This window comes from Streptomyces sp. CC208A, from assembly GCF_030010625.1.
Taxonomy (GTDB): domain Bacteria; phylum Actinomycetota; class Actinomycetes; order Streptomycetales; family Streptomycetaceae; genus Streptomyces.
This window is the reverse complement of the sequence record NZ_JASCXN010000001.1, coordinates 358,012-383,892: the sequence shown is the minus strand read 5'-3', so window position 1 is coordinate 383,892 and position 25,881 is coordinate 358,012. Positions and strand designations below refer to the sequence as shown.

General features: G+C 73.1%; 23 protein-coding genes. 12 read left to right on the top strand and 11 right to left on the bottom strand.

What is annotated here, in order from left to right; translation table 11 throughout:
* Positions 1-17: 17 nt before the first annotated feature.
* Positions 18-1,796 carry an NAD+ synthase gene (locus tag QK442_RS01700; protein WP_282691932.1) on the bottom strand — a complete coding sequence of 593 codons (1,779 nt, stop codon included), beginning with the start codon at positions 1,794-1,796 and terminating at the stop codon, positions 18-20.
* 154 nt (positions 1,797-1,950) lie between these two features.
* Here QK442_RS01700 and QK442_RS01695 point away from each other — a divergent pair, with 154 nt between their 5' ends.
* Both QK442_RS01695 and QK442_RS01690 read left to right on the top strand, forming a co-directional pair.
* Positions 1,951-2,742: a DUF998 domain-containing protein gene (locus tag QK442_RS01695; RefSeq protein WP_282691931.1), complete on the top strand. Its 792-nt coding sequence runs from the start codon at positions 1,951-1,953 to the stop codon at positions 2,740-2,742.
* The gene (locus QK442_RS01690) at positions 2,739-3,530 is read left to right on the top strand and encodes an alpha/beta fold hydrolase (RefSeq protein WP_282691930.1); all 792 of its coding nucleotides are present in this window, start codon (positions 2,739-2,741) and stop codon (positions 3,528-3,530) included. The genes QK442_RS01695 and QK442_RS01690 overlap by 4 nt, the downstream gene beginning before the upstream one ends.
* Before the next feature lie 27 nt (positions 3,531-3,557).
* Here QK442_RS01690 and QK442_RS01685 read toward each other — a convergent pair whose 3' ends face one another.
* From QK442_RS01685 to QK442_RS01670, 4 genes are all read right to left on the bottom strand, one after another.
* Positions 3,558-3,986 (bottom strand): CBS domain-containing protein, encoded by a 429-nt coding sequence (locus QK442_RS01685; RefSeq protein WP_282691929.1) that lies wholly within the window; start codon positions 3,984-3,986, stop codon positions 3,558-3,560.
* Positions 3,987-4,113: 127 nt separating this feature from the next.
* The gene (locus QK442_RS01680) at positions 4,114-4,746 is read right to left on the bottom strand and encodes a DUF305 domain-containing protein (RefSeq protein WP_282691928.1); all 633 of its coding nucleotides are present in this window, start codon (positions 4,744-4,746) and stop codon (positions 4,114-4,116) included.
* Positions 4,743-5,420: a DUF3105 domain-containing protein gene (locus QK442_RS01675; protein ID WP_282691927.1), complete on the bottom strand. Its 678-nt coding sequence runs from the start codon at positions 5,418-5,420 to the stop codon at positions 4,743-4,745. Before QK442_RS01675 ends, QK442_RS01680 begins: the two co-directional genes overlap by 4 nt.
* 75 nt (positions 5,421-5,495) lie before the next feature.
* Positions 5,496-5,918 carry a hypothetical protein gene (locus QK442_RS01670; protein WP_282691926.1) on the bottom strand — a complete coding sequence of 141 codons (423 nt, stop codon included), beginning with the start codon at positions 5,916-5,918 and terminating at the stop codon, positions 5,496-5,498.
* 225 nt (positions 5,919-6,143) lie between these two features.
* Between QK442_RS01670 and QK442_RS01665 the strand changes: the two genes are divergently transcribed.
* Positions 6,144-7,505 carry a glutamine synthetase family protein gene (locus QK442_RS01665; protein WP_030755173.1) on the top strand — a complete coding sequence of 454 codons (1,362 nt, stop codon included), beginning with the start codon at positions 6,144-6,146 and terminating at the stop codon, positions 7,503-7,505.
* Between the two features lie 107 nt (positions 7,506-7,612).
* On the opposite strand, the gene QK442_RS01660 is transcribed toward QK442_RS01665, so the two are convergent.
* Together QK442_RS01660 and QK442_RS01655 are read right to left on the bottom strand one after the other, a co-directional pair.
* Positions 7,613-7,945, bottom strand: coding sequence for a hypothetical protein (locus QK442_RS01660; RefSeq protein ID WP_282691925.1), 333 nt, complete (start codon positions 7,943-7,945; stop codon positions 7,613-7,615).
* 331 nt (positions 7,946-8,276) lie between these two features.
* The gene (locus QK442_RS01655; RefSeq protein ID WP_282691924.1) at positions 8,277-9,014 is read right to left on the bottom strand and encodes a GntR family transcriptional regulator; all 738 of its coding nucleotides are present in this window, start codon (positions 9,012-9,014) and stop codon (positions 8,277-8,279) included.
* 72 nt (positions 9,015-9,086) lie between these two features.
* On the opposite strand from QK442_RS01655, the gene QK442_RS01650 reads away from it, so the two are divergent.
* The 3 genes from QK442_RS01650 (at position 9,087) to QK442_RS01640 (ending at position 10,656) form a co-directional block, all read left to right on the top strand.
* Entirely contained in the window at positions 9,087-9,548 is a 462-nt protein-coding gene (locus QK442_RS01650; protein ID WP_282691923.1) for an NUDIX domain-containing protein, read from the top strand.
* Positions 9,549-9,606: 58 nt separating this feature from the next.
* Positions 9,607-10,110 carry an Imm21 family immunity protein gene (locus QK442_RS01645; protein ID WP_282691922.1) on the top strand — a complete coding sequence of 168 codons (504 nt, stop codon included), beginning with the start codon at positions 9,607-9,609 and terminating at the stop codon, positions 10,108-10,110.
* Between the two features lie 390 nt (positions 10,111-10,500).
* On the top strand, positions 10,501-10,656 hold the full coding sequence (locus QK442_RS01640; protein WP_282691921.1) for a hypothetical protein: 156 nt from the start codon (positions 10,501-10,503) through the stop codon (positions 10,654-10,656).
* Positions 10,657-10,665: 9 nt separating this feature from the next.
* Here QK442_RS01640 and QK442_RS01635 read toward each other — a convergent pair whose 3' ends face one another.
* Complete coding sequence (locus tag QK442_RS01635) at positions 10,666-11,097, bottom strand: VOC family protein (RefSeq protein WP_282691920.1); 432 nt, start codon at positions 11,095-11,097, stop codon at positions 10,666-10,668.
* A 329-nt stretch (positions 11,098-11,426) separates the two neighbouring features.
* On the opposite strand from QK442_RS01635, the gene QK442_RS01630 reads away from it, so the two are divergent.
* Together QK442_RS01630 and QK442_RS01625 are read left to right on the top strand one after the other, a co-directional pair.
* Complete coding sequence (locus tag QK442_RS01630; RefSeq protein ID WP_282692052.1) at positions 11,427-12,590, top strand: cytochrome P450; 1,164 nt, start codon at positions 11,427-11,429, stop codon at positions 12,588-12,590.
* Positions 12,591-12,643: 53 nt separating this feature from the next.
* Complete coding sequence (locus tag QK442_RS01625) at positions 12,644-13,834, top strand: cytochrome P450 (RefSeq protein ID WP_282692051.1); 1,191 nt, start codon at positions 12,644-12,646, stop codon at positions 13,832-13,834.
* 150 nt (positions 13,835-13,984) lie between these two features.
* Here QK442_RS01625 and QK442_RS01620 read toward each other — a convergent pair whose 3' ends face one another.
* Entirely contained in the window at positions 13,985-16,207 is a 2,223-nt protein-coding gene (locus tag QK442_RS01620) for a PIG-L family deacetylase (protein WP_282692050.1), read from the bottom strand.
* Positions 16,208-16,772: 565 nt separating this feature from the next.
* Here QK442_RS01620 and QK442_RS01615 point away from each other — a divergent pair.
* The 3 genes from QK442_RS01615 to QK442_RS01605 all read left to right on the top strand — a co-directional run bounded on the left by QK442_RS01615 (position 16,773) and on the right by QK442_RS01605 (position 22,087).
* On the top strand, positions 16,773-19,760 hold the full coding sequence (locus QK442_RS01615) for a bifunctional [glutamine synthetase] adenylyltransferase/[glutamine synthetase]-adenylyl-L-tyrosine phosphorylase (protein ID WP_282691919.1): 2,988 nt from the start codon (positions 16,773-16,775) through the stop codon (positions 19,758-19,760).
* A gap of 64 nt (positions 19,761-19,824) precedes the next feature.
* The gene (locus tag QK442_RS01610; protein ID WP_282691918.1) at positions 19,825-20,763 is read left to right on the top strand and encodes an RNA polymerase sigma-70 factor; all 939 of its coding nucleotides are present in this window, start codon (positions 19,825-19,827) and stop codon (positions 20,761-20,763) included.
* Between the two features lie 127 nt (positions 20,764-20,890).
* Entirely contained in the window at positions 20,891-22,087 is a 1,197-nt protein-coding gene (locus QK442_RS01605; RefSeq protein WP_282691917.1) for an FAD-dependent oxidoreductase, read from the top strand.
* 49 nt (positions 22,088-22,136) lie between these two features.
* Here QK442_RS01605 and QK442_RS01600 read toward each other — a convergent pair whose 3' ends face one another.
* Both QK442_RS01600 and QK442_RS01595 read right to left on the bottom strand, forming a co-directional pair.
* The gene (locus QK442_RS01600) at positions 22,137-23,060 is read right to left on the bottom strand and encodes a phosphatase PAP2 family protein (protein WP_282691916.1); all 924 of its coding nucleotides are present in this window, start codon (positions 23,058-23,060) and stop codon (positions 22,137-22,139) included.
* Positions 23,061-23,142: 82 nt separating this feature from the next.
* Positions 23,143-24,168: a LacI family DNA-binding transcriptional regulator gene (locus QK442_RS01595; RefSeq protein ID WP_282691915.1), complete on the bottom strand. Its 1,026-nt coding sequence runs from the start codon at positions 24,166-24,168 to the stop codon at positions 23,143-23,145.
* Positions 24,169-24,603: 435 nt separating this feature from the next.
* Between QK442_RS01595 and QK442_RS01590 the strand changes: the two genes are divergently transcribed.
* A complete protein-coding gene (locus QK442_RS01590; RefSeq protein ID WP_282691914.1) occupies positions 24,604-25,881 on the top strand; it encodes an extracellular solute-binding protein in 1,278 nt (425 codons plus the stop codon).

Genomic DNA, 25,881 nt, shown 5'->3' with positions numbered 1-25,881 from the left:
GTGCCCCGGGAGGGGCCTCAGGAAGCCGGGGGCGTCTCCCGCCAGCGGTTGGTGATCGGCAGCCGCCGGTCCTTGCCGAAGCCCTTCGCCGAGATCTTGGTGCCCGGCGGGTACTGGCGCCGCTTGTACTCCGCCGCGTCCACCATCCGCACCGTACGCGCCACGAGCTCCGGGTCGAAGCCGGCCGCCACGATCGTCTCCGTGCCCTCGTCCCCGTCCACGTACCGGGCGAGGATCCGGTCGAGCACGTCGTAGTCCGGCAGCGAGTCCGTGTCCACCTGGCCGGGGCGCAGCTCGGCGCTGGGCGGCTTGGCGATCGAGTTCTCCGGGATCGGCGGGGTCTGGCCCCGTTCCTCGGCCGCCCGGTTGCGCCAGCGGGCCAGCCGGAAGACGTCCGTCTTGTAGACGTCCTTGATCGGGCCGTAGGCGCCGACGGAGTCGCCGTACAGCGTGGAGTAGCCCACCGCCAGCTCGGACTTGTTGCCCGGGGCGAGGACGAGGTGGCCCTCCTGGTTGGAGATCGCCATCAGGGTCGTGCCGCGCAGCCGGGACTGGAGGTTCTCCTCGGCGAGGCCGGTCAGCTCCAGCGACCCCATGAAGGCGTCGAACATCGGCTCGATCGGGACGGTACGGAAGTTCAGGCCGGTACGGCGGGCCAGTTCGGCCGCGTCGGCCTTGGAGTGCTCGGAGGAGTACTTCGACGGCATCGACACCCCGTACACCCGCTCCGGGCCCAGCGCGTCGCAGGCGATCGCGGCGACCAGCGCCGAGTCGATCCCGCCGGAGAGCCCGATCACCACCGAGCGGAAACCGTTCTTCGCGAGGTACGCGCGCAGCCCGATGACCAGCGCCGAGTAGACCTCCTCGTCGTCGTCGAGCCGGTGCGCGTAACCGCCCGTCAGCTCCGCCTCGTACGCCGGCAGCGGCTCCCCGGCCTCCCCGGCGAGCACCGCCCGGTCGATCCGCAGCCCGTCGTCCACCACCGTGCCCGGCACCGGCGCCGCCGGGTCGGCGGCCGGCAGGTCCAGGTCCAGGATCACGCTGCCCTCCGTGAACTGCGGGGCCCGCGCGATCACCTCGCCCGCCGCGTCCACCACGATCGAGTCCCCGTCGAAGACCAGCTCGTCCTGCCCGCCGGTCATCGCCAGGTACGCGGTCGTGCAACCGGCCTCCTGGGCCCGCTTGCGGACCAGTTCGAGCCGGGTGTCGTCCTTGTTCCGCTCGTACGGCGAGGCGTTCACCGACAGCAGCAGGCCGGCCCTGGCACTGCGCGCCGCCGGCACCCTGCCGCCCTCCTGCCACAGGTCCTCGCAGATCGCGAGCGCCACGTCGACCCCGCGCACCCGCAGCACCGGCAGGGTGTCGCCCTGCACGAAGTAGCGGAACTCGTCGAAGACGCCGTAGTTCGGCAGGTGGTGCTTGGCGAAGCGGAGCACGGCCCGGCCGCGGTGCAGCACCGCCGCCGCGTTCTCCGGAGAGCCGGCCGGACGGCCGAGCCGGGGCACCGCGCGCTCCGTGCGGTCGAGGTAGCCGACGACCACCGGCACCTCGCCGAACCCCTCGTCGGCGAGCCGCTCCGCGAGCGCGAGCAGCGCGGCCCGGGAGGCTTCGACGAAGGACGGCCGCAGGGCCAGGTCCTCGACGGGATAGCCGGTCAGCACCATCTCGGGGAAGGCGACGAGGTGCGCGCCCTGCCCGACGGCGTGCCGGGTCCAGTGGACGATCGCCTCGGAGTTCCCGGCGAGGTCCCCGACGGTCGAGTCGATCTGATTCAGCGCGAGACGTAGTTGAGGCACGCCCCCCACTCTAATCGTCAAACCGACGCTATGTCCTGGGAAGTACGGCCGACCCCGTCACGGAACCCCTCCTCGTCCCTCCGTGCGCCATATGTCCACCCCGCTCGGTCACGGACCCGGGAACCTTCCGGCGCTCCCCGACGTCTGTCCCGGCATGCCCGGAAAGGTCACACGCGCGTCCGCCGTCCTGCTGTTCCCGGGGGCGCTCGCGTACACCGCCTGGGTCCTCGAAGCCGTCGTGGGAACCGGCCTCGACCCGCTCCGCACGTACGTCTCCGAACTCGCCGCCGCCGACCAGCCCCTCGGCGGCCTCTTCCGCGCCACCGACCTCGCCGCCGGGCTCCTCGTCCTCACCGGCGCCGTCACCGGCCTCCTCGCCACCCGCGCCACCGCGGGACCCGCGCCCGAACCCGGCGTCCCCAGCTGGGCCCGCACCGGCCCGGCCCCCGCAGGCCGCCGCCCCCGGCTCCTCGCCGGCTGGACCGCCCTCGCGCTCTTCGGCGCCGCCACCGCCGCCGACGCCCTCCTCCCGCTCAGCTGCGCCCCCACCGCCGACCCGGAGTGCGCCGCCCGCGAGGCCGCCGGGCTCCTCCCCGCCACCCACACGGCCCACGCCGTCAGCTCCGTCCTCGCCATGACCGGCGCGCTCCTCGCGATGCTCGCCCTCACGTCCGCCGCCCGCGGGTACGGCCTCTGGCGGCCCCTGGCCCGTACCGGACCGGTCCTCGTCGCCCTCGAACTCGCCGCCACCGCCTGGACCCTCGCCGCCACCGCCGCCTTCGAGACCGGCGGCGAGCTGTGGGCCCTCGGCGCCGCACAGCGCCTCCAGGTCCTCCTCGTCGCCGCCTGGACCGGCGTCCTCGCCGTCTCGCTCGCGCGCGAGCGGGCGACCGGGGAAGCGGCCTCCGTACGGCCCGCCGAGTCACGGCTCGGGACGCGCGCATGACCCTCGTACGCCTCGGAGGGCTCGCCCACCACGTGACCGTCGACGGCCACGGCCCGGTCTGCGTGCTCTCCGCCGGGCTCGGCCTCTGCTGGTTCGACTGGGACCCGGTCGTCCCGCTGCTCGCCCCGCACCGCACCGTCGTCCGCTTCGACCGCCCCGGCCACGGCCTCTCCCAGGGCAGCCCCGCGCCCCCCACCCTCGCCGGCGAGGCCGGCCGGATCGCCGCCCTCCTCGACGCCCTGCGCCTGCCCGGGCCCGTCACCGTCGTCGGCCACTCGATCGCGGGACTCCACGCCGAGGGCTTCGCCCGCCTCCACCCGGACCGCACGGCCGGCCTCGTCCTCGTCGACTCCTCCGTCGAGGACCGCCCCCGCACCGGCGGGCCCGGCCTGACCGTCGCCGCCGGGACCGTCCTCACCGCCCTCGGCCTGCCCGCCGCCCTCGGCCCGGCCCTCCGCCGCCTCGCCCTCCACCCCGACCCCGCGCCGCAGGACCAGGTCCGCCGGGTCTACCGCACCTCACGGGTCTGGCGCGGCGCCCTGCGGGAGAACGCCCGGTACGGCCCCGTCGCCGCCGAACTCCTCGCCCTCCGCCGCACCCGCCCCCTCCCGCCCGGCGCCCCCGTCACCGTCCTCGCCGCCCCCGACGGCTCCGCCCGCTGGGAGCACCGCCAGCGCACCCTGGCCCGGCGGCTCGGCGCCCGCTACGAGGCGGCCGTGCCGTCGGGCCACCTGGTCATGTGGGACGACCCGGGCACGGTGGCCCGGGTCGTCCTTGAGGCACTCTGAACCGATGGGTCAGGAGGGCCGGGAGCGTCAGGAGGAGGCGGGCGCGGAGTAGACGCTCTCGCAGAACGCCTTCAGCTGCTCGTCCGACAGCTGCTGCGCCAGATCGGCTTCGCTGATCATGCCGACGAGCCGCTTGTTCTCGATGACCGGCAGCCGGCGGATGTGGTGGCCCCGCATCTCCTCAAGGACCTCACTGACGTCCGCGCCCGCGTCGATCCAGCGCGGGGTGCCCTGCGTGATCTCCCCGCACGTCACCTTCGACGGGTCGTGGCCCATCGCCACACAGCGGACCACGATGTCGCGGTCGGTGACGATGCCGCAGAGCCGTTCGTTCTGGTCGGCGACGGGGAGCGCCCCCACGTGCAGTTCGCGCATCAGCTGCGCCGCGCGGTCGAGCGTCTCGTGTTCCGGGATCCACCGGGCTCCCGGGTGCATGATGTCCTTCGCCGTGGTCATGGGGTGCGTACCTTTCGTCGAACGTCGTTGTACGTACGTCGTCCCCGAGCGCCTTCATTCTGCGGGCACGCGTCGGCCCCCGCGACCGCAGCGGGTCACGGGGGCCGGGAGCAGGGGCGGGCTCCGCTCAGGCGGTGGCGCCGCGCTTGCGGAGCATGTCCGCCATCAGGGCGATCTCCGACTCCTGGGCGTCGACCATGCCCTGGGCGAGGTCCCGCTCGACCTCCACCGAGCACCGGTCCACACAGCCCTGCGCCATGTGCACCCCGCCCTTGTGGTGGGCGGTCATCAGCCGCAGGTACAGGATCTCGGCCTCCTTGCCGGACGCCTTCCGCAGCGCGTCCAGCTGCGTCCTCGTCGCCATGCCGGGCATCAGCGCGCCGTCCCCCGCGGAGTCGCCGGTGACGGGCATCCCCATCCAGGCCATCGGCGCGGCGGCCGACTCGACCTTCGGCAGGTCCCACAGGTCGAGCCAGCCGAGCATCATCCCGCGCTGGTTGGCCTGGGTGTTGGCGATGTCGTACGCGAGCCGGCGCACCGCCGGATCCGTCGTCCGCTCACGGACGATGAAGGACATCTCGACGGCCTGCTGGTGGTGGACCGCCATGTCCCGGGCGAACCCGGCGTCCGCCGAGGCGGAGTCCGGCGTACGGGGCCCCTCCTCGCGCTCGGCCGAGGCGACCGTGACCGCCCCCGCGGCGAACAGCACCGAGAGGGCGACCGCGGTGACCGCCGCGTACCGCGTGCGGCGGGCGCTCACTGGGGCATCCCGGTGCCGCCCATGCCGTCGGCGCCGACGCCGCCGGTGCAGGCCGCGCCCGGCTCGGGCGTCTGCTTGCCCTGCACGTACTTGGTGAAGAAGGCGTCCACGCGCGGATCGGTCGCGCTGTCCACGGTCACCTGCTTGCCCCAGGCGGACAGCATGATCGCGCCGGCCTGGTCGTCGACCGGGCTCATCAGCGTGTAGGGGGTGCGGGAGACCTTGTCCTTCAGCTTCTTGACGTCCTCGTCGGCGGCGTTCTTGTTGTACGTCACCCAGACGGCGCCGTGCTCCAGGGAGTGCACCGCGTTCACCTCGGGGACGGCCTTGTCGTAGACGTCGCCGTCGCAGTTCAGCCAGACCGGGTGGTGGTCGCCGCCGACCGGCGGCTTGGCGTCGTACTTCACCGCGGTCTCGACGTGGTTGCGGCCCAGCTTCGCCGCGTCCCAGGACTTCTCGCCGGCGATGGGCGCCTTGGCGGCGGCCTCCTTGGCGGCGTCCTCGTCGGACTTCTTCTTCAGCACGTAGCCGCCGAAGCCGACGAGGCTCAGCACGACGACGGTGGAGAGGCCGATGGTCAGGATGCGGTTGCGGCGCTCACGGGCCTGCTCGGCGCGGCGCATCTCCTCTATTCGGGCGCGGCGGTCGGCGGTGGCGGAACGGTTGGCGGCCATGGTGGTCTCGTCCTTCTGGGAAATCTGGAAAGAAAAAGGGGGATGTCGTTCAGGAGGGGGAAGGGCGGGGCCGCCCTAGGTCCGGAGAACTTGAAGGACGTGCAGGTCCGGGGCGCGCGCCCGCACCCCGGGCCCCCGCGCCGCACCGTCACCGCCGACCGCGTCCACGCGCGGCAGCCGGTCCTCCGCGTGCAGCGGCGGATCGAGGGGCGGGGCGCTGAGCACCGCGGGGGAGAGGGACGGGAAGAGGGAGCAGCCGCCCCGGTCGTACGGGCACACGTACGCCGACCGCCCGGGGGCGGGGACCGCGGTGAGGGAGGGCCCTTCGACCGCCAGGGCGGCACTCCGGCCGTGCCCCGGATGGCCGCCCGCCGCGTCCGCCCCGCCCGGCCCGCTCCCCAGACAGACGAAGAGCGCGGCAAGGAGCGTCGCCACGGCACTCGCCAGTGCCAGGGGACGCGCGCGCTGGGACGGGCGTTCGAGCCGGAGGGCTCCCATGTGCGCAGATGGTAGTGGGCGAAGGGCCCGCGTGGGCCGAACGGGGGACGACCGGAGGGCGACCGGGGTACGACTTCCCCCGCTCCTCGGTTACCTGTGTCACACCCGAACAGGCAGTATGGGTGTGCAACGTGCGCGAAACCATGTGGTGGGATGCTCAGGTGCCCCCCGATGTGCCCGAGGCGGTGGGAGCAGGCGGCCTGACCAGCGAGGATGGGTGTGGAAATGGACAAGCAGCAGGAATTTGTGCTCCGTACGCTCGAAGAGCGCGACATCCGCTTCGTGCGCCTGTGGTTCACCGACGTGCTCGGCTTCCTCAAGTCGGTCGCCGTCGCCCCCGCCGAGCTGGAGCAGGCCTTCGACGAGGGCATCGGCTTCGACGGCTCCGCGATCGAGGGCTTCGCCCGCGTCTACGAGTCCGACATGATCGCCAAGCCGGACCCGGGCACCTTCCAGATCCTGCCGTGGCGGGCCGAGGCCCCCGGCACGGCCCGGATGTTCTGCGACATCCTCATGCCGGACGGCTCGCCCTCCTTCGCGGACCCCCGCTTCGTCCTCAAGCGGGCCCTCGCCAAGGCGTCCGACCTCGGCTTCACCTTCTACACCCACCCCGAGATCGAGTTCTTCCTCCTGAAGGACAAGCCGCTCGACGGCTCGCGCCCCACCCCCGCCGACAACTCGGGCTACTTCGACCACACCCCGCAGAACGTGGGCATGGACTTCCGCCGCCAGGCCATCACCATGCTCGAATCGATGGGCATCTCCGTCGAGTTCTCCCACCACGAGGGCGCCCCCGGCCAGCAGGAGATCGACCTCCGCTACGCCGACGCGCTCTCCACCGCCGACAACATCATGACCTTCCGCCTGGTCATGAAGCAGGTGGCCCTGGAGCAGGGCGTCCAGGCCACCTTCATGCCGAAGCCGTTCTCGGACTACCCCGGCTCGGGCATGCACACCCACCTCTCCCTCTTCGAGGGCGACCGGAACGCCTTCTACGAGTCGGGCGCCGAGTACCAGCTCTCCAAGGTGGGCCGCTCCTTCATCGCGGGCCTCCTGAAGCACGCGGGCGAGATCTCCGCCGTGACCAACCAGTGGGTCAACTCGTACAAGCGCATCTGGGGCGGCTCCTCCCGCACCGCCGGCTCGGGCGGCGAGGCCCCCTCGTACATCTGCTGGGGCCACAACAACCGCTCCGCCCTCATCCGCGTCCCCATGTACAAGCCCGGCAAGACCGGCTCCTCCCGCGTCGAGGTCCGCTCCATCGACTCCGGCGCCAACCCCTACCTCACCTACGCCGTCCTCCTCGCCGCCGGCCTCAAGGGCATCGAGGAGGGCTACGAACTCCCCGCCGGCGCCGACGACGACGTCTGGGCGCTCTCCGACTCCGAGCGCCGCGCGATGGGCATCGAACCCCTCCCGCAGAACCTCGGCGAGGCGATCGCCCTCATGGAGAAGAGCGAACTGGTCGCCGAAACCCTCGGCGAACACGTCTTCGACTTCTTCCTCCGCAACAAGAAGCAGGAGTGGGAGGAGTACCGCTCCGAGGTCACGGCCTTCGAGCTGCGGAAGAACCTGCCGGTGCTGTAGCCGCAGGTCACGCCGGGTAGAGTCTCGAATCAGCACTCAGGGCCGACGTTCGCAAACCGTCGGCCCTGAGTCGTCCCACTCGCCCTGAGGCGCGAGGCGCGACGAACTCACGGTCCGGACCGCGAGGCCGGCCGGGTGCTCCAGGTGTGAGGTCCTGGGTGACCGGTGAAGAGAGCGCAGGCTTCCGGGACCGGGGCCGAGGCCGGGCCTCGGGCGGGGCAGTCGGGGAGTTCGGCGAGGGCGGTTTCGGTGTTGTGCCATCTGATCCAGAGGGCCGGGTCCTGATCCAGGGTGTCGAAGGCTGCGAAGTGGTGGCCGTCGGTGTGCTCGTCCAGGGAGCAGTGGGCGATGAGGTCCGGGACGGGGTCTCCCAGGCGGCGGCTGATCATGGCGCGTAACTGCGGAGCAAGTGGGGTGGAGGCGGTGCAGCGCGGCTTCATCGGGTGCCTTCCTCTCGACAGCGGGGGCACTCGCAGGGTGGGTACTGGTTCGGGTTCGAGATCGGGGCGAGCGGGACGTCTTCCGTGATGGTGGTGGTCGGGCCCCAGGTCTTGCCGGAGTCGCGGGAGACGCGCAGGGTCAGGCGTACGTGTCCGGGCGGGAGGTCCGTTCGGGTCGGGTGTCGGTGCCGCATGAGGGCTCCTCCGTAGAGACCTACCTCCTCTACTTATGTAGAGGAGTTGGTGAGGTGGAGCGTGCCCTGTCTCCTGCATGAGGGTCAATCCCTCATGGGGGTGAAGGCCTGCTTGTACAGGGGAAAGCGAGGGGTGGTCAGTCGGATGCCGGGATGCGGTAGCTGAGGACGAACTGGTCCGCCGCCATGAGCGTGTCGCAGACCTCGATCACCCGGCCGTCGCTCGCGATCGCGCTTCTGACCAGGTGGATCACCGGCGCGCCCGGATTGAGGGCCAGTTCGGTCGCCTCCGCCTTGGTGGCCAAGCGCGCCTGAAGGGTCTCCTCGAACTCCTCGAACCGGTGGCCCGCGTCTTCCAGGCGGGCGTAGATGCCGCCGGGGCCGGGGTTCTCCGCGAAGAGTTCCGGGATGTCCTTGGCGACGGGCCACGGCAGGTAGGACGTCGCCGTCTCGACCGGGACCCCGTTGCGGAAGTACAGGCGGCGGCGCGCCAGGACCTGGGTTCCGGGCGCGATGCCCAGGCGCTCCGCGATCTCGGCCGGCGGTTCGGCCGGGCCGACGTACACCACGCTCACCTTGGCCGTCGCCCCCGACTGCTCGGACTCGGCCAGGTACGCCGCCCTGCCGTCACGTCGGTGCGCGGCCCGGAAGCGGTCCGAAGAGCGGAGTCGTACCGGCGGGCGGTCCTTCACGAACGAGCCCTTGCCGTGGCGGGTGTCCACGAGGCCGCTCGCCCGCACCTCGACCATCGCCTTGCGGATCGTTCCGCCCGACACCCCGTAGCGCTCGATGAGTTCGGACTCGCTCGGGACCATGTCCCCGGCCTTGAGCGCTCCGGCGCGGATCTGCTGGACGATCTCTTCCGCGATCTGCACGTACCGAGGCACGGCCCGGTCGGTTCCTGTGGGGGTTCGCACGGTTCTTCCCGCCCTCCTAAGCTCCTGCACATGAGTAACAGCGCCCCCGGAGCCCGGTCAACGCCGCCCCTGCACTCGGTGTCCGTGGCCGGCGCCGTCGTACGCGAGGACGGGCGGCTGCTGGCGATCCGCCGGGCCGACAACGGTACGTGGGAACCGCCCGGCGGAGTCCTCGAACTCGACGAGTCCCCGCAGGCGGGGGTCGCGCGGGAGGTTCGGGAGGAGACCGGGGTCCGGGTCGAGGTCGGCGAACTGACCGGCGTCTACAAGAACATCGCGCGGGGGATCGTCGCCCTCGTCTTCCGCTGCCGGCCCGTGGGCGGGGGCGAACGGACCTCCGACGAGTCCACCGCCGTCGCCTGGCTCACCCCGGCCGAGGTCGAGGAGCGGATGGCCGAGGTGTACGCCGTGCGGCTTCTCGACGCCGTCGCTGCCTTCGATGGGGCCGGGCCTCATGTGCGTGTTCATGATGGGCGGCGGTTCGTGCGGTAGGGCGGGCGCTGTCGGTGGGCGGTGGCATGCTCGCCGCGTGAAGAGCTGGGCTCGGTCCATGGGTGGGCCACTCGTCGTGGTGCCGCTGTCGGGGCTGCGGGAGTGGCGCGGGTGTACGGATGACGGGGTTCTCGTCGGGGGCGGAGAGGAACCGGACGACTACGACCGGGCCTGTGCGGTGGAGGATCTCGCCGGGGTGATCGAGGGGAACGTCCTGGTGCTGGGGGACGAGCCCGCGACGACGCGGTACCTGCCCGGACGGCGGGCCTTCGTGCGGTGGCTCGGGGCCGGCTCCGAGGAGGAGCTGCTCGCTGCGGCGGAGGTTCTGCTGGACGATCCCGGTACTCCCTGGGAGGAGTGCGGGGTCTGGGAGACGGACGGGGCCGCCGTGCTGATGGACTCCGCCGAGGCCGGGGCCGATCTCGGGACGCCGTATCCCGGTGGCACGAGGATGCCGGAACAGGCCGATGTCGACGTACCGGCAGGGCGGTGGCGGGTCGGTGCCTGCCAGTCGACGGGTGGGGACACCTGGGTGGGAGTGGTGCGGCTTCTGGCCGACTGAAACCCCGTTGCCCGGGGTGCGGGTGGGTCTTCAGACTGCCCACCATGAAGATCGAATCCGTCGCCACCGAGCGGCTGCTCCTCCATCCCCTGACCGTCGCCGAGGGCGAGCGGATCGTCGCCCGGGAGGCTCTGCCGGGGGAGCGGTGGGCGGAGGGGTATCCGGGGGTGGGGGACCTCGCCTCCGTGGGGGCGTTTCTGCGGGGGTGCGCCGAGCGGGGGGATCCGGGGGCGTACCGGACGTATCAGATACGGCTCCGGGGGAGCGGGCTCGTCGTCGGCGGGATCGGGTTCCACGGGCCGCCCGAGGCGGACGGGGTGGCGGTTGTGGGGTACGGGGTCGTGCCGGGGGAGCGGGGGAAAGGGGTATGCCTCCGAGGCGCTCGTGGCGGTGATCGGCATCGCCCGGGGAGCCGGGGCCGCCGTGCTGCGAGGCGATGCCGATCCGGCGAACGCCGCTTCCCAGCGCGTGATGGAGCGGGCCGGGATGCGGCGCGTGGGGGAGAGCGGCGGGTTCGTGCGGTTCCTGGTGGAGTTCGGGCGGTAGTCCGCGCCCTCAGCGTTCGGACAGGTCCGACGGGGCCTCCTGGACCAGCCAGCCGTTGCCGTCGGGGTCCTCGAAGGTGAGGAAGGAGTTCCAGGTGTCGCCCTTGCCCTCCTCCCAGCCGGTCGCGCCTACGTGCATCACGGGGGAGGCGTCGACGCCCGCCTCGGTGAGCGCGGTTCTGGCCGCCTCGATGTCGGTGACGCACAGCTGGAGGCCGTGCAGGGTGCCGGGGGACATCGTCTTCGTGCCGGGCATCGGGGGCATGCCGGAGATCAGGGCGATGGAGCAGCGCGAGCCGGGCGGGGTCGCCTGGATGATACGGATGCCGGGGGCGACCTCGTCGTCCAGGTCGACGGTGAAGCCGCACTTCCCGGCGTAGAACTCCTTCGCCCGGTCCAGGTCGGTGACGGGGACGGGCACGACTTCCAGGGTCCAGTTCATAAGAGCACCGTCGCACAGACCCCACGCCGCCCCTCGGCCGACCTGACGGAAAAACACCTTTTCTTCGGGTGAGTGGCCTGAACATTTCGGCCGGTGAGCGAGATTGATCGCCCTCGACTGCTCCAGTGACACACAACCTCCCTATAGTGACCACGCGTTACCCGCATCGGCCGTGTCGACGCCACGTCCGCCCCAGGAGACCAGGACTCATGACGCGCTCCCCATCCACCGAGCCCGCTCCCGATCCGGCACCCCCGTCCGGGTGCCCCGCGGCCGTCCCGCTCTCCGGGCCCGGCTTCCAGACCGATCCGCAGGCCCTCTACCGGGCCATGCGGCGGGAGCACGGGTCCGTCGTTCCCGTGGAACTGCCGGGCGGGTTCCCCGCCTGGCTGGTCGTCGGCTACCGCGAGGTCCACCAGGTCACCAGTGACGGCGAGCTCTTCCCCCGGGACGTCGGGCTGTGGAACCAGTGGCCGCACGTCCCGGCCGACTGGCCGCTGCTGCCGATGGTCGGACAGCCCATGCCGTCCATCTACTTCACCGCCGGCGAGGAGCACCGGCGGCACGTGCGGATGGTCGTCCCCGCCCTGGAGGCCGTCGACCCCTTCGAAGTCCGCGGCCACTGCGAGCAGTTGGCCGACCGGCTGATCGACGGGTTCTGCGGGCGTTCCACCGCCGACCTCGTCGCCGAGTTCTGCGAGCCCCTCCCCGTCCTCGTCCTCGCCCGGCTCGTCGGCTTCCCCGACGACGAAGGCGCCGACATCGCACGGGTGTTGAAGGACCTCGCCGACGGCGGGCCCGAGGCGCAGGCCGCCCATCAGCGGTTCGGTGCCCACATGGCCCGGCTGGTCGCCGCCAGGCGGGCCGAGCCCGGCGACGACGTGACCTCCCGGATGCTCGCCTTCCCCGAGGAGTTCACGGACGAGGAGTACATGCTCGACCTGATGGCCGTCACGGCCGCCGGGCACCTCACCACCGCCGACTGGATCGGCAACTCCGTCCGGCTGATGCTCACCGAGGACGAGTTCGCCGACTCGATGGCCCGCGGCCGCCGCAGCGTCGCCGACGCCATGACCGAGGTGCTGTGGGAGGACGGCCCCACCCAGATCCTCGCCGGCCGCTGGGCGGCCCGGGACACCCGGCTCGGCGAGCGGTGGATCAGGGCCGGCGACATGCTGCTGCTCGGCCTCGGCGCCGCCAACACCGACCCCCTGATACGTCAGGACGCCCCCGGCGGCGGGCCGTCCGCGCGCGGCGGCGGCGGCGCCCACCTCGCCTTCAGCCACGGCGAGTACCGCTGCCCCTTCCCCGCCCAGGAGATCGCCGAGATCATCGCCAGGACCGGCATCGAGGTCCTCCTCGACCGGCTGCCCGACCTCGAACTCGCCGTCCCCGCAGAGGAACTCGTCCGCCGCCCCTCCGCCTTCCTGCGCGGCACCACCGCCCTGCCCGTCCGGTTCACCCCCGTCCCCACGACAGGAGCCCCCTCGTGACCTGCCCGCACGCGGCCGCCCAGGCCGCCGCCGCGCCCATCGCCGTCGACCCGATGGTCACCGACCTCGACGGCGAGACCGCCCGGATCCGCGCCGCCGGTCCGCTGGCCCGCATCGACCTGCTCGGCGTGCCCGCCCTGGCCGTCACGCGCCACGCCGACGCCCGGCGCCTCCTGGTGGACACCCGCCTTGTCAAGGACCTGAACGCCTGGAGCCTGTGGATGAGCGGCGCGGTCACCCACGCGTGGCCGCTCATCGGGATGATCGACGCGGGCCGGTCCATGTTCACCGTCGACGGCGACGAGCACCGGCGGCTGCGGACCAAGACCTCCCAGGCGCTGACTCCGCGCCGCCTGGAGGCGATCCGCCCCGCCATCGAGAAGTTCACCGCGGAACTGCTCGACGCCCTGGCGGAGGCCGGCAAGGACGGCGCCGTCGTCGACCTCAAGTCCGTCTTCGCGCAGCCGCTGCCCATGCGGGTCGTCGGCATGCTGATGGGCGTCGACCCGGACGCCAACGTGATGCTCACCCGGCAGTACAAGAAGTTCTTCTCGATGCTCACCCCGCAGGACGAGCGCCTCGCCCTCCTCGCCGACCTCGACGTCTTCTACACGGACCTCGTCCGCGAGAAGACCGCCCGGCCCACCGACGACCTGACCTCGGCGCTCATCCTCGCCGACGAGGGCGGCGAGCCGCTGACCGAGGAGGAGGTCGTCGGCAACCTCAAGGCGATGGTCGCCGCCGGGCACGAGACCACCATCGGGCTCATCCTCAACGCCGTACGCGCCCTGCTCGCCCGCCCCGAGCAGCTGCGGCTCGTGCTGGCCGGCGAGGTGTCCTGGGAGACGGTGATCGAGGAGACCCTGCGCTGGGACACCCCCACCACCCACCTCCTGATGCGGTTCGCCACCGAGGACATCGAGGTCGGCGACGAGGTCATCGCGAAGGGCGAGGGCGTGGTGATCTCGTACCGGGCGATCGGCCGCGACCCCGAGCAGCACGGGCCGGACGCCGACGAGTTCGACATCACCCGGGCGACCCCCATCCGGCACATGACCTTCGGCCACGGCCCGCACATCTGCCCCGGCGCGGCCCTCTCCCGGGTCGAGGCCGGCATCGCCCTCCCGGCCCTCTTCGCCCGCTTCCCCGGCCTGCGCCTCGCCGTTCCGGACACCGAGCTCCGCAACCTGCCGGTGATGACCCAGAACGACCTGGAGTCCTTCCCGGTGCTCCTCGACGCGTGAGCCGGTGCCGGGCCTGGCGCTTGAGGCGGTGCCTGGCCCGGTGCCTGAGCCGGTGCCTGGCCCGGCGCACGGACCGGCGCCTGCACTCGACGCCCGGGCCCGGCCGGGCCCGACGCCGGTCAGGCGGCGGGCCCCAAGCCGGTCAGGTCGTCAGGCCGTAGGGGACGGCGCCGGGCCGGGGGTCCAGTGCAGTCGGCCGTCCAGGCCGAGCGCGGCCACGCCGCCCGGGCCCGCCGCCGGGGCGCCCGCCAGGGGGAAGCCGGAGACGCGCCAGGCGCCGCCGCCCTGGAGCGAGGTCACGGCGAGGCGGCCGGTCCGGGAACGGGCCGCGAGCAGGCCGTCCGCCGCGCTGACCGGGCCGAAGCCCGCGATGCCGCCGGTCGGCGGGGCGACCGGCGCGAGGCGGGTGGCACCAGCGAAGTCGACCGCACGCGGCTCGCCGGTGGCCGGCACCCGGGACCAGAGCCGGATGGCGTCGCCGGTCGGCGCCGGGCCCGCGCTCAGCGCCAGGGTCGTCGCCGGCAGGCCGGTCGGCAGCGGACCGGCCACCGGGCCGCCGTCGGACGCGCCGGTCCACATCAGGACCGAGCGGGGCGTGCCCGCGAAGACGTAGACACGCCCCCGGGCGTCGGTCGCCGCCACCGGGTCGCCGTGCAGGTCCGCCCCGCCCAGCGCCCGCCACGGCCCCCAGGTGCCGCCCGGCGTCCGCTCACGGCCGGCGAGCCGGTGGTCGCCGTCGCGCAGGAAGAGCGAGACCCGTCCCGTGCCGTCCACGGTCACGGCGGGCGCGCTGATGTCCGGCGTCCGGTCCGCCTCGTCCCGCTTCCCCGGCGTGCCCAGCGAGCGCCACGGCCCCCAGGTGCCGCCCGGCGCCGTCTGCTCGACCGTGACGACCTCACGCCGGTAGCCCGCGGGCCCCTCGAAGGTGGTCCGGGTGCCGAAGACCGCGATCCGCCCGTCCGGCAGCCGTACGGAGCCGACGCCGCCGTCGAGCCCGCCGCCGTCCAGCAGTTCCGGCCCCCGCCAGGCGCCGCCGGGCGCCCGGTGCCAGGTCGCCAGGCGCCCGTCCTGGACGCCGAAGGCCAGGAGGCCGCCGTCCGCGGCCGGCTGGAGCCAGTTCGTCGAGGAGCCGCGCGCGTACCGCACCGTCCCCGTCCAGCCGCGCCCGCCCGGCCGGCCCGACGCCTTCAGGTCGCCGCAGCCCGCCGGGCTGCCGCAGTGGTCGGTCCCGTCCAGCCACGCGTACGTCTTCAGGCTGCGCAGCTTCTCCTCGGCGGTACGGCTGTCCAGGGCCCGGGGCAGATCGGTGTTCGGGTAGCCCATGTAGCTCTGCACGCCGACGTGCGGGTGCCCGGGCTGCTGCGCGTACCGGGCCAGGGCCGCCTGGACGAACCGCGCCCCGTACGCGTGGTCCTGGTGGTCCCGCAGCTTCCCCGTCTCCGCGTGGGTGCCGGGCGTCGGGTCGAGGGTGCGGACGAAGGTCGGCCGGAAGCGGTCGAGCAGCCCCGTCAGGGTGGCGGTGACCTGTTCCTTCGAGTACGCGAAGTCGGCGGCGACCGGCGTGCCCGAGGAGAGCTGCGAGCCGAGCGTGGCGATCCGGCCGTGCCACAGGCCCCGCAGGCTCACCGGGCGGTCGGCGGAGGTCGAGCCGGCCTCGCGCAGCTGGAGCCAGACCAGCCGCACCTCGGGCCTGGCCCGCAGGGTGTCCAGCTCGGCCGCGCCCCCGCCGGCCGTGGGGATCACGGTCCGGTCCCAGGGGCTGGTGCGGTCGCCGGTGGCCATCTCGGCGTACGCGGCGCGGATGCCGTTCTGCCGGGCCTCGGCGAACGCGGGCTTGTCCGGCGCGGTCACGGCGGCGGCCCGCCCGGCACGGGCGTTGACCCCGTTGGACTCGCCCGCCGTCAGGTACACGGTGGTCAGCGGGGTCCGGTCGGCCAGCGACTGCGCGGTGTCCGGGTTCATGAAGTACAGGTCGTCGTCCGGGTGGGAGACGAACTGCATGACGGAGAGCGGCGCGGTGCCGCGGGCGGCCGGACCGGCGGGGGTGTCCGGGGCGTCCCCCCGCGCGCCCCGGGCGGTGCCGGGGGTCGCCCGCGGCTTCGGGGCGGTGGAGCCCGCCTCGGCGGGGTCCTGGACGGCGGGGTCCTGGACGGCGGGGTCCTGGACGGCGCGGTCCTGGCTCCGGGCCGAGGCGGGGGCCTGGGCCTGGCTCTGGACCCGCTCCGCGCCCGGTATCGCCTCCTCCTGGGCGGCCGTCGCCGTGAGCACGCCCGCGAGGGTGCCGCCGGTCAGTGCGGCGACCGCCGCCGCGGTCACGACGGACCGGCGGTGACGGGAGGGGCGTATGAGGCTGGAGAGGCGGCGTACGGGCATGGGCACGGGAGGCTTTCTCTACCGGGGCGACGCGGTGCGCGCCGAGGGCGACGGGCGTCCGTGACGGCGACGGCGACGGGACGAACGACTCACATGGGTACAGGGCCGAAGCGCCGGACGGGTTCCCAAAAGGGCCCGATGTGCCCGAGGTCACGTGTGATCCGTACCGGATCCGGGCAGACGATCACGCCTTTCCCGCCCCTTCCCGGAGGGCACGCGCCCCCCTCCCGAAGGGCGTGCAGCCCCTGCGGCCCTGCACCGGGAGGCTCCGCCTTCGCACCGGGGCGCTGCCCTTGTGCGGGGAGGGCTCGCGTCTCCGTGCCGGGGTGCACTTCCGTGCCGGCAGTGCACCCCCGTTCCGGGAGGGCGTCCCCCGGCGCCGGAAGGCCGTCGCCCCCGTTCCGGGAGGGGTCCCGTCGGCAGGCCCCCCTTGCGCCGGGAGGGCGGACCACCCACCCCGGGAAGGCGCACCACCTCCGCCAGGAACCCCCGTCCCGCACGCCCGCTCCCGTCGCTGCGGATAGGCTCGATCCGTTCGGGCGTGTGGCTGGAGGGAGCGGCGGAGATGACGGTGCCGGGGCGCAGGAGCAGTACGTTCTCCCGGCTGCTGCGGCACGGGTTCACCGATCCTTCCGGGGCCGAGCGGCTGCTCGATCTGCCCGAGCTCGCCGCGCTCCGTGGGGACCCCGTGCTGCTCGACGCGCTCGGTGCCACCGCCGATCCCGATCTCGCGCTGCGCGGGCTCGTGCGGCTGGTCGAGGCGCAGCCCGCGACCGAGCGGCAGACGCTCACCACCACGCTGCTGTCGGCCAAGCCCTTCCGCGACCGGCTGCTCGGGGTGCTCGGGGCCTCGGAGGCGCTGGGGGACCATCTGGCCCGGCATCCGAGGGACTGGGAGACGCTGGTCACCTACGAGGCGGTGGACCTGCACCCGGGGGTCGCCGAGTTCGAGCGGGGGCTCGCGGAGGCCGACGACCCGGTGGCGCTGCGGGTCGCCTACCGGCGCTGTCTGCTCGGGATAGCGGCCCGGGACGTGTGCGGCACCACCGACGTCGCCCAGACGGCCGCCGAACTGGCCGACCTGGCCACCGCCACCCTGCGGGCCGCGCTCGCCCTCGCGGAGGCCGCCGCGCCCGCCGACGCCGCCCAGTGCCGGCTCGCGGTGATCGCGATGGGCAAGTGCGGCGGCCACGAGCTGAACTACGTCTCCGACGTCGACGTGATCTTCGTGGGAGAGCCCGTCGAGGGCGCCGACGAAGGCAAGGCGCTCCAGGCCGCGACCCGGCTCGCCTCCCACCTCATGCGGATCTGCTCCGAGACCACCGTCGAGGGCACCATCTGGCCGGTCGACGCCAACCTCCGCCCCGAGGGCCGCAACGGGCCGCTGGTCCGCACCCTCTCCTCCCACCTGGCCTACTACCAGCGGTGGGCGAAGACCTGGGAGTTCCAGGCACTCCTGAAGGCGCGGGCCGTCGCCGGCGACCCCGCGCTGGGGAGCGCGTACATCGACGCCGTCTCCCCGATGGTCTGGCAGGCCGCCGAGCGGGAGAACTTCGTCACCGACGTGCAGGCCATGCGCCGCCGGGTCGTCGACAACATCCCCGTCGCCCAGGTCGACCGCGAGCTGAAGCTCGGCCCCGGCGGCCTCAGGGACGTCGAGTTCGCCGTCCAGCTGCTCCAGCTGGTGCACGGCCGCAGCGACGCGACCCTGCGCGGCGGCTCCACCCTGGACGCGCTCGCCGCCCTCGCCGCCGGCGGTTACGTCGGCCGCGCCGACGCGGCCCAGCTGGGCGACGCGTACCGCTTCCTGCGCGCGATGGAGCACCGTATCCAGCTGTACCGGCTGCGCCGCACCCACCTCGTCCCGGAGGGCGAGGAGGACCTGCGCCGCCTCGGCCGCTCCCTCGGTCTGCGCACCGACCCGGTCGCCGCCCTGAACAAGGAGTGGAAGCGGCACGCGGCCGTCGTCCGCCGCCTCCACGAGAAGATCTTCTACCGCCCGCTGCTCGACGCCGTCGCCCAGCTCGCCCCCGGCGAGATCCGGCTCAGCCCCAAGGCGGCGGGGCAGCGCCTCGAAGCCCTCGGGTACGCCGACCCCGCCGCCGCCCTGCGCCACCTGGAGGCGCTGGCCTCCGGCGTCAGCCGCAAGGCCGCCATCCAGCGGACCCTGCTGCCGGTGCTGCTCGGCTGGTTCGCGGACTCCGCCGACCCGGACGCCGGGCTCCTCGGCTTCCGCAAGGTCTCCGACGCCCTCGGCAAGACCCCCTGGTACCTGCGGCTGCTCCGCGACGAAGGCGCCGCCGCCGAGAACCTGGCCCGGGTCCTCTCGGCCGGCCGGCTCGCCCCCGACCTGCTGCTGCGCGCCCCCGAGGCCGTCGCCATACTCGGCGACCCCGAGGGGCTGAAGCCGCGCGGCCGGGACCACCTGGAGCAGGAGGTGCTCGCCGCGGTGAACCGCGCGGACGACGCCGAGCAGGCCGTCGCCGCCGCGCGCGGGGTGCGCCGCCGCGAGCTGTTCCGTACCGCCGCCGCCGACCTCATCGACTCGTACGGCACCGAGGACAGCCCCCGCACCTCCGACCCGGGCGCCCTGGTCGACCGGGTCGGCGAGGCCGTCACCGACATCAACGCCGCCACGATCGCCGGCGCCCTGCGGGCCGCCGTGCGCGCCGGCTGGGGCGAGGAGCTCCCCACCCGCTTCGCGGTGATCGGCATGGGCCGCTTCGGCGGGCACGAGCTCGGCTACGGCTCCGACGCCGACGTCCTCTTCGTGCACGAGCCGCGCGAGGGCGTGGACGAGCAGGAGGCCGCCAAGGCCGCGGCCCAGGTGGTCGCCGAGATGCGCAGGCTCCTCCAACTGCCCACCACCGACCCGCCGTTGCTCATCGACACGGACCTGCGCCCGGAGGGCAGGAGCGGCCCCGTGGTCCGCACCCTCGCCTCCTACGCGGCCTACTACCGCCGCTGGTCGCTCGTCTGGGAGGCCCAGGCCCTGCTCCGCGCCGCGCCCCTGGCGGGCGACGCCGGCCTCGGCCGGCGGTTCGTCGAGCTGGTCGACCCGCTCCGCTACCCCGCCGAGGGCCTCGGCGAGGACGCGGTCCGCGAGATCCGCCGCCTCAAGGCCCGCATGGAGTCCGAGCGGCTGCCCCGCGGCGCCGACCCGACCCTCCACACCAAGCTGGGCCGCGGCGGCCTCAGCGACGTGGAGTGGACCGTCCAGCTGCTGCAGATGCGGCACGGCTGGGCCGAACCGGGCCTGCGCACCACCCGCACCCGCGCCGCGCTCTTTGCGGCCCGCGCCGCCGGCCTCATCGGCACGGAGGAGGCGCAGACCCTCGACGAGGCGTGGGTCCTCGCCACCCGGGTGCGCAACGCGGTCATGCTGGTCCGCGGCCGCCCCGGCGACACCTTCCCCACCGATCCCCGGGAACTGGCCGCCGTGGGACGGTACTTGGGGTACGGCCCTGGCCATGTCGGGGAAATGGTCGACGACTACCGCCGGATCACCCGACGCGCCCGCGCCGTCGTCGACGAACTCTTCTACGGCGCCTGAGGGTTGGGCGCGGCACGGCTCCCGTGCCGTGCCGCGCCCCGCCGGTTACGATCGCGGCACGCCCATGACCCTGAGTGACGTCGACCGGTTCGAGGCGGCGCGGCCCCGCCTGGAGGCCATCGCCTACCGGATGCTCGGCTCGTCGAGCGAGGCCGAGGACGCCGTGCAGGAGACCTTCCTGCGCTGGCAGGCCGCCGACACCGGCCGCATCGAGGTGCCCGAGGCATGGCTCACCAAGGTCCTCACCCACCTCTGCCTCAACCAGCTCACCTCGGCCCGCGCCCGCCGCGAGACCTACGTGGGCCAGTGGCTCCCCGAGCCGCTGCTCACCGGCGACCCGATGCTCGGCCCCGCCGACACCGCCGAGCAGCGCGAGTCCGTCTCGTACGCCGTCCTCGTCCTCCTGGAGCGCCTGTCGCCGAACGAGCGGGCGGTGTACGTGCTCCGCGAGGCCTTCGACTACCCGCACCGGGAGATCGCCGAGATCCTCGACATCAGCGAGGCCGCCAGCCAGCAGACCTACCACCGGGCCAAGAAGCACGTCGCGGACGGCAGGGCCCGCACCGAGATCGACGAGGCCGAGGCCCGCAGGATCGTCGAGGAGTTCCTGGCCGCCGCCACCAGCGGCCGTACCGAACCCCTCGTCCGGCTGCTCACCCAGGACGCCGCCGCCATCGGCGACGGCGGCGGCAAGGTCCCTGCCCGCGCCCGCGCCTTCGAGGGGGCGCGTGCGGTCGCCACCTTCCTGCGCGGCCTCTTCAGGCCGAGCGACGCCAAGCGGGCCCTGGTCGGCGGCTCGCCCGACTTCTACGCCTCCACCGCCAACGGCGAGCCCGCGCTCGTCGCCGTCGTGGACGGCCGGGTCATCGGGATCACCTGCCTGGAGGTCACCCCGGACGGCATCGTCGCCGTCCGCAGCCAGGTCAACCCCGACAAGCTGGACCGCGCCACCGCGCGCTGGGCGGCCGAGGGGCACGAGGAGGCCCCTCTGTACGCCTTCTGACACCCTCCCCGGGGTGTGTGACGCAGGTCACATCCGAATCCTGTCAGGAAACGCGGGGCCGTCCGGTTCAAGGTGCGCAACCACACCGGAGAAACGGCGCGGACCCCGCGCAGACAGGAGCACGGTCATGCAGCACCGCATCGTCGTCCTCGGAGCCGGCTACACCGGAGCCGTCGCGGCGGGCCGCCTCGCCCGCCGACTGCACCGCGCGGACGTGAGCATCACCCTCGTCAACCCCGAGCCCGACTTCGTCGAGCGGGTCCGCCTGCACCAGCTCGCGGCCGGCCAGGAGCTCCGCCACCGCCCCTTCGCCGAGATGTTCGCCGGCACCGGCGTCGAGCTGAAGCTCGCCCAGGTCGCCGCCGTCGACGTCGACCGCAAGGCGGTCACCGTGGACGGCCCCGCCGGACGCGAGGAGCTGGCGTACGACTCCCTCGTCTACGCCCTCGGCAGCGGCTGGAACCACGGCGGGGTCCCCGGCGTCGCCACCCACGCCCACGAGCTCGCCAGCCGCCCCGGCGCCCTCCGGCTCCGCGAGCGCCTGGCCGCCCTGGGGGCCGGACGGACCGTGGCGGTGGTCGGCGGCGGCCTGACCGGCGTGGAGGCCGCGACCGAGATCGCCGAGACCCGCCCCGACCTCGACGTGGCCCTGGTCACCCGCGCCGCCCTCGGCGACTGGCTCTCCGAGAAGGGCCGCGGCCACCTGCGGAAGGTCGTGCGGCGGCTCGGCGTCACCGTCCACGAGCACCAGGCGGTCGCCGCCGTGGCCGCGGACCGGGTGACCACCGCCGACGGCACGGTCGTCCCCGCCGACGTCACCGTCTGGACCACCGGCTTCGCCGTCCACCCCATCGCCGAGGCCACCGGCCTGGAGCTCGCCCCCGACGGGCGGATCGTGGTCGACGCCACCATGCGCTCGGTCTCCCACCCCGACGTCTACGCCGTCGGCGACGCGGCCATGGCCCTCGGCCCGGGCGGCAAGCCGCTGCGGATGTCCTGCGCCTCGGGCGTCCCGATGGCCTGGCAGGCCGCCGACGCCCTCGCCGCCCGGCTCGCCGGCGTCGAGGTGCCCAAGGTCTCCATCCGCTACTTCCAGCAGTGCGTTTCGCTGGGCCGCAAGGAAGGGCTCATCCAGTTCGTCACCGCCGACGACCAGGCCAAGGAGAAGGCCCTCACCGGCCGGACCGCCGCCCTCTACAAGGAGCTCATCTGCAAGGGCGCCACCTGGGGCGTCGCCAACCCGACCGGCGGCCTCCCCTCCCGCCGCCGGCGCGTCGCCCGGCAGGAGCTCCGGGACGCCGCCCGCGCCGAGGCGCTGGCCTGAGGGGCCGGAGCCTCCCCACCGGGCCGACCGCTCCGGCGGCCGGCCCGGTTCACGTACCGGAGCCGACCCGCTCCTCGTGGTCCGCGTCCGTACGGACGTCCGCGGCCACACCGGCCCCCTTCGCGGGGGCGGAGGCCCGCGGCTCGACCGCCGTCAGCGGCTCCACCTGCTTCGACAGGCGGTGCGGCCAGGTGCCGTACCAGAAGTAGGCGACCAGGAAGCCGAAGGCGAGGCAGATCACGCCGCCCACCGCGTCCAGCCAGAAGTGGTTGGCGGTCGCCACGATCACGACCAGAGTCGCCGCCGGGTAGAGCAGGCCCAGGACCCGGGCCCACGGCACCTTCGCCAGGAAGAAGATGGTCAGCCCGCACCACAGCGACCAGCCGATGTGCATCGACGGCATCGCCGCGTACTGGTTCGACACGTGCTTCAGGTCGCCCGAGGCCATCGAGCCCCAGGTGTGGTGCACCAGGACCGTGTCGATGAAGTCCTTGTTCTCCATCAGCCGCGGCGGCGCGAGCGGATACAGGTAGTAGCCGACCAGGGCCACGGCGGTGGTGGCGAAGATGACCGTGCGGAACGCGGCGTAACGGCCCGGGTGCCCCCGGTACAGCCACACGAGCACACCGATGGTGACGACGAAGTGCAGGGTCGCGTAGTAGTAGTTCATCGTCACGATGAGCCAGGTCACCGAGTTCACGGCGTGGTTGACCGCGTGCTCGAAGGCGAGCCCCAGGGACTCCTCGGCCCGCCAGATCCAGTCCGCGTTCCGCAGCGCCTCGGCCTTCTGCTCCGGCACCGCGTTGCGGATCAGCGAGTACACCCAGTAGCTGAGCGCGATCAGCAGCAGCTCGAACCAGATGCGGGGGCGCCGGGGGCTGCGCGCGCCCAGCCACGCCCACCGGCCGTCGGCCCCGATGGGTGACGACGGGGTCGTCCGGTCGTCCAAACTGTTCACGGTCGTTTCACCCATGGGCAGAGAGTGTGCCAGATCAACGCCCCCCGACCGATCATCCCTCGGTCGGGTGTACGGCGCACCCGCTCCCCCTCAAGTACTACGCGGAGACCGGAGGGGCCGAGGCCGTGGAGCCGCGCACGACCAGCTCCGGCATGAAGACGAACTCGGAGTGGGGGGCCGGGGTGCCGCCCACCTCTTCCAGGAGCGCCCGCACCGCCGCCTGGCCCATGGCCTGCACGGGCTGGCGGATGGTGGTCAGCGGCGGGTCGGTGAAGGCTATGAGCGGGGAGTCGTCGAAGCCGACGACGGAGACGTCCTTCGGCACGTTCAGCCCCTGCTGCCGGGCCGCGCGGATCGCGCCGAGCGCCATCATGTCGGAGGCGCAGACCACCGCCGTGCAGCCCTTGGAGATCAGGGCCGCGGCGGCGGCCTGGCCGCCCTCCAGGGTGTACAGGGAGTGCTGGATCAGCTCCTCGGACTCCTCGGGGGTGAGACCGAGCCGGTCCCGCATCCCCTTCTGGAAGCCCTCGATCTTGCGGAGCACCGGCACGAACCGCTTCGGTCCGACGGCGAGGCCGATCCGGGTGTGGCCGAGGGCGGCGAGGTGCGTGACCGCCAGCTGCATCGCGGCCCGGTCGTCGGGGGAGACGAAGGGCGCCTGCACCTTGGGGGAGAAGCCGTTGATGAGGACGTACGGGACGCCCTTGCCGCGCAGCTGGTCGTAGCGGGAGGTGTCCGCGGTGGTGTCCGCGTGCAGACCGGAGACGAAGATGATGCCGGCCACCCCGCGCTCCACCAGCATGTCGGTGAGCTCGTCCTCGGTGGACCCGCCGGGGGTCTGGGTGGCGAGCACCGGGGTGTAGCCCTGGCGGGTCAGGGCCTGCCCGATGACCTGCGCGAGGGCCGGGAAGATGGGGTTGTCCAGTTCGGGGGTGATCAGTCCGACCAGGCCCGCGCTGCGCTGGCGCAGCCGTACCGGACGCTCGTAACCGAGCACGTCGAGCGCGGCAAGGACGGATTCACGGGTGGCCGTGGCCACACCGGGCTTGCCGTTGAGCACGCGGCTGACTGTGGCTTCACTGACCCCCGCCTGGGCTGCGATGTCGGCAAGCCGCGCGGTCATGAGAGTGGACTGTACCGGTCACAGCGCGTATTGCCCACCGGTTCCCCGCGCCGATCGCGCGACGGATCGCGAGGGCGGCATCACGCCGCGTATCGCAAGGTCTTGCAGTTCTTGCAGCGGGGTGCGAGGGACCGCCGTCGCGGACGGGGTGGTTCCGTGCGAGATGGTGTGCCGCTTCTTGCCCCTCTCTGACGGGAGATTCCGGGCGAAGGGGTGGGAATGGAGGCTTCCGCGCCGCTGTCAAGCGGCCTGACGGCAACCTTCGGGACACGCGGATGTAACGATCGCCGTGCCTTGCAGAAATTTCCCGCAAGGTCTTTCGGCGCGTTTTCATCCCTGTTACGTTCCTGGCAACCCGGAGCGCCGCGAGGGAGCGGTCGCAATGAGGAAGGTTCCAGCCCCTCGTCTCCCCGGGATCATGTTGAAGGAGTTCACATGCGGCGTGGCATAGCGGCCACCGCGCTGGTCGCGGCCCTGGGCGTCACCCTGGCGGCGTGCGGCGGTAGCGACAGCGGTTCCAACGGCGGCTCGAAGGGCTCGGGCGAGCTCTCCGGCACCGTGACGTGGTGGGACACCTCCACGGTCGGCTCCGAGGACAAGGTCTTCAAGAAGCTCGCCGAGGACTTCACCAAGCAGCACCCCAAGGTCACCGTCAAGTACGTGAACGTGCCGTTCGGTGAGGCGCAGAACAAGTTCAAGAACGCCGCGCAGTCCGGCTCCGGCGCCCCCGACGTGATCCGCTCCGAGGTCGCCTGGACCCCCGAGTTCGCCGACCTCGGCTACCTCGCCCCGCTGGACGGCACCGCGGCCCTGAAGGACCAGGACGACTTCCTGGAGCAGGCCGCCGCCTCCACCAAGTACAACGGCAAGACCTACGCCGTCCCGCAGGTCATCGACTCCATGGGCATCTTCTACAACAAGAAGATCTTCAAGGAGGCCGGCGTCGAGGTCCCGAAGAGCATCGACGAGCTGAAGAGCGTCTCCGCCAAGATCAAGGAGAAGACCGGCAAGACCGGCCTGTACCTCCGCGGCGACGACCCGTACTGGTTCCTCTCCTTCCTCTACGGCGAGGGCGGCGACCTGGTCGACGCCGGCAGCAAGACGGTCACCTTCGACAACGAGGCCGGCGTCAAGGCCTTCAAGACCGTCAAGGACCTCGTCGACTCCAAGGCCGCGATCACCGACGCGACCAACGGCTGGGACAACATGCAGGCGTCCTTCAAGGACGGCAAGGTCGCGATGATGATCAACGGCCCGTGGGCCGTGGCCGACACCTACGCCGGCAAGGAGTTCGCCGACAAGGCGAACCTCGGCATCGCCCCGGTCCCGGCCGGCTCCGCCGGTCAGGGCGCCCCGCAGGGCGGCCACAACCTCGCCGTGTACGCGGGCTCCAAGAACCTGGACGCCTCCTACGCCTTCGCCGAGTACATGACCTCGGCCGAGAGCCAGGCCAAGATCGCCCAGGAGCTCAGCCTCCTCCCGACCCGCCAGTCCGCTTACCTCCACAAGGAGGTCGCCAAGAACGAGATGATCGCGTTCTTCAAGCCGGTCGTCGACAAGGCCGTCGAGCGCCCGTGGATCCCCGAGGGCGGCAGCCTCTTCGAGCCGGTCAAGGTCGAGTACACCAAGGTGCTCACCGGTCAGACCACCCCGGAGACCGGCGCCAAGGCCGTCGGTGACGCCTACCGCAAGCTCCTGAAGGACTGGAAGTAA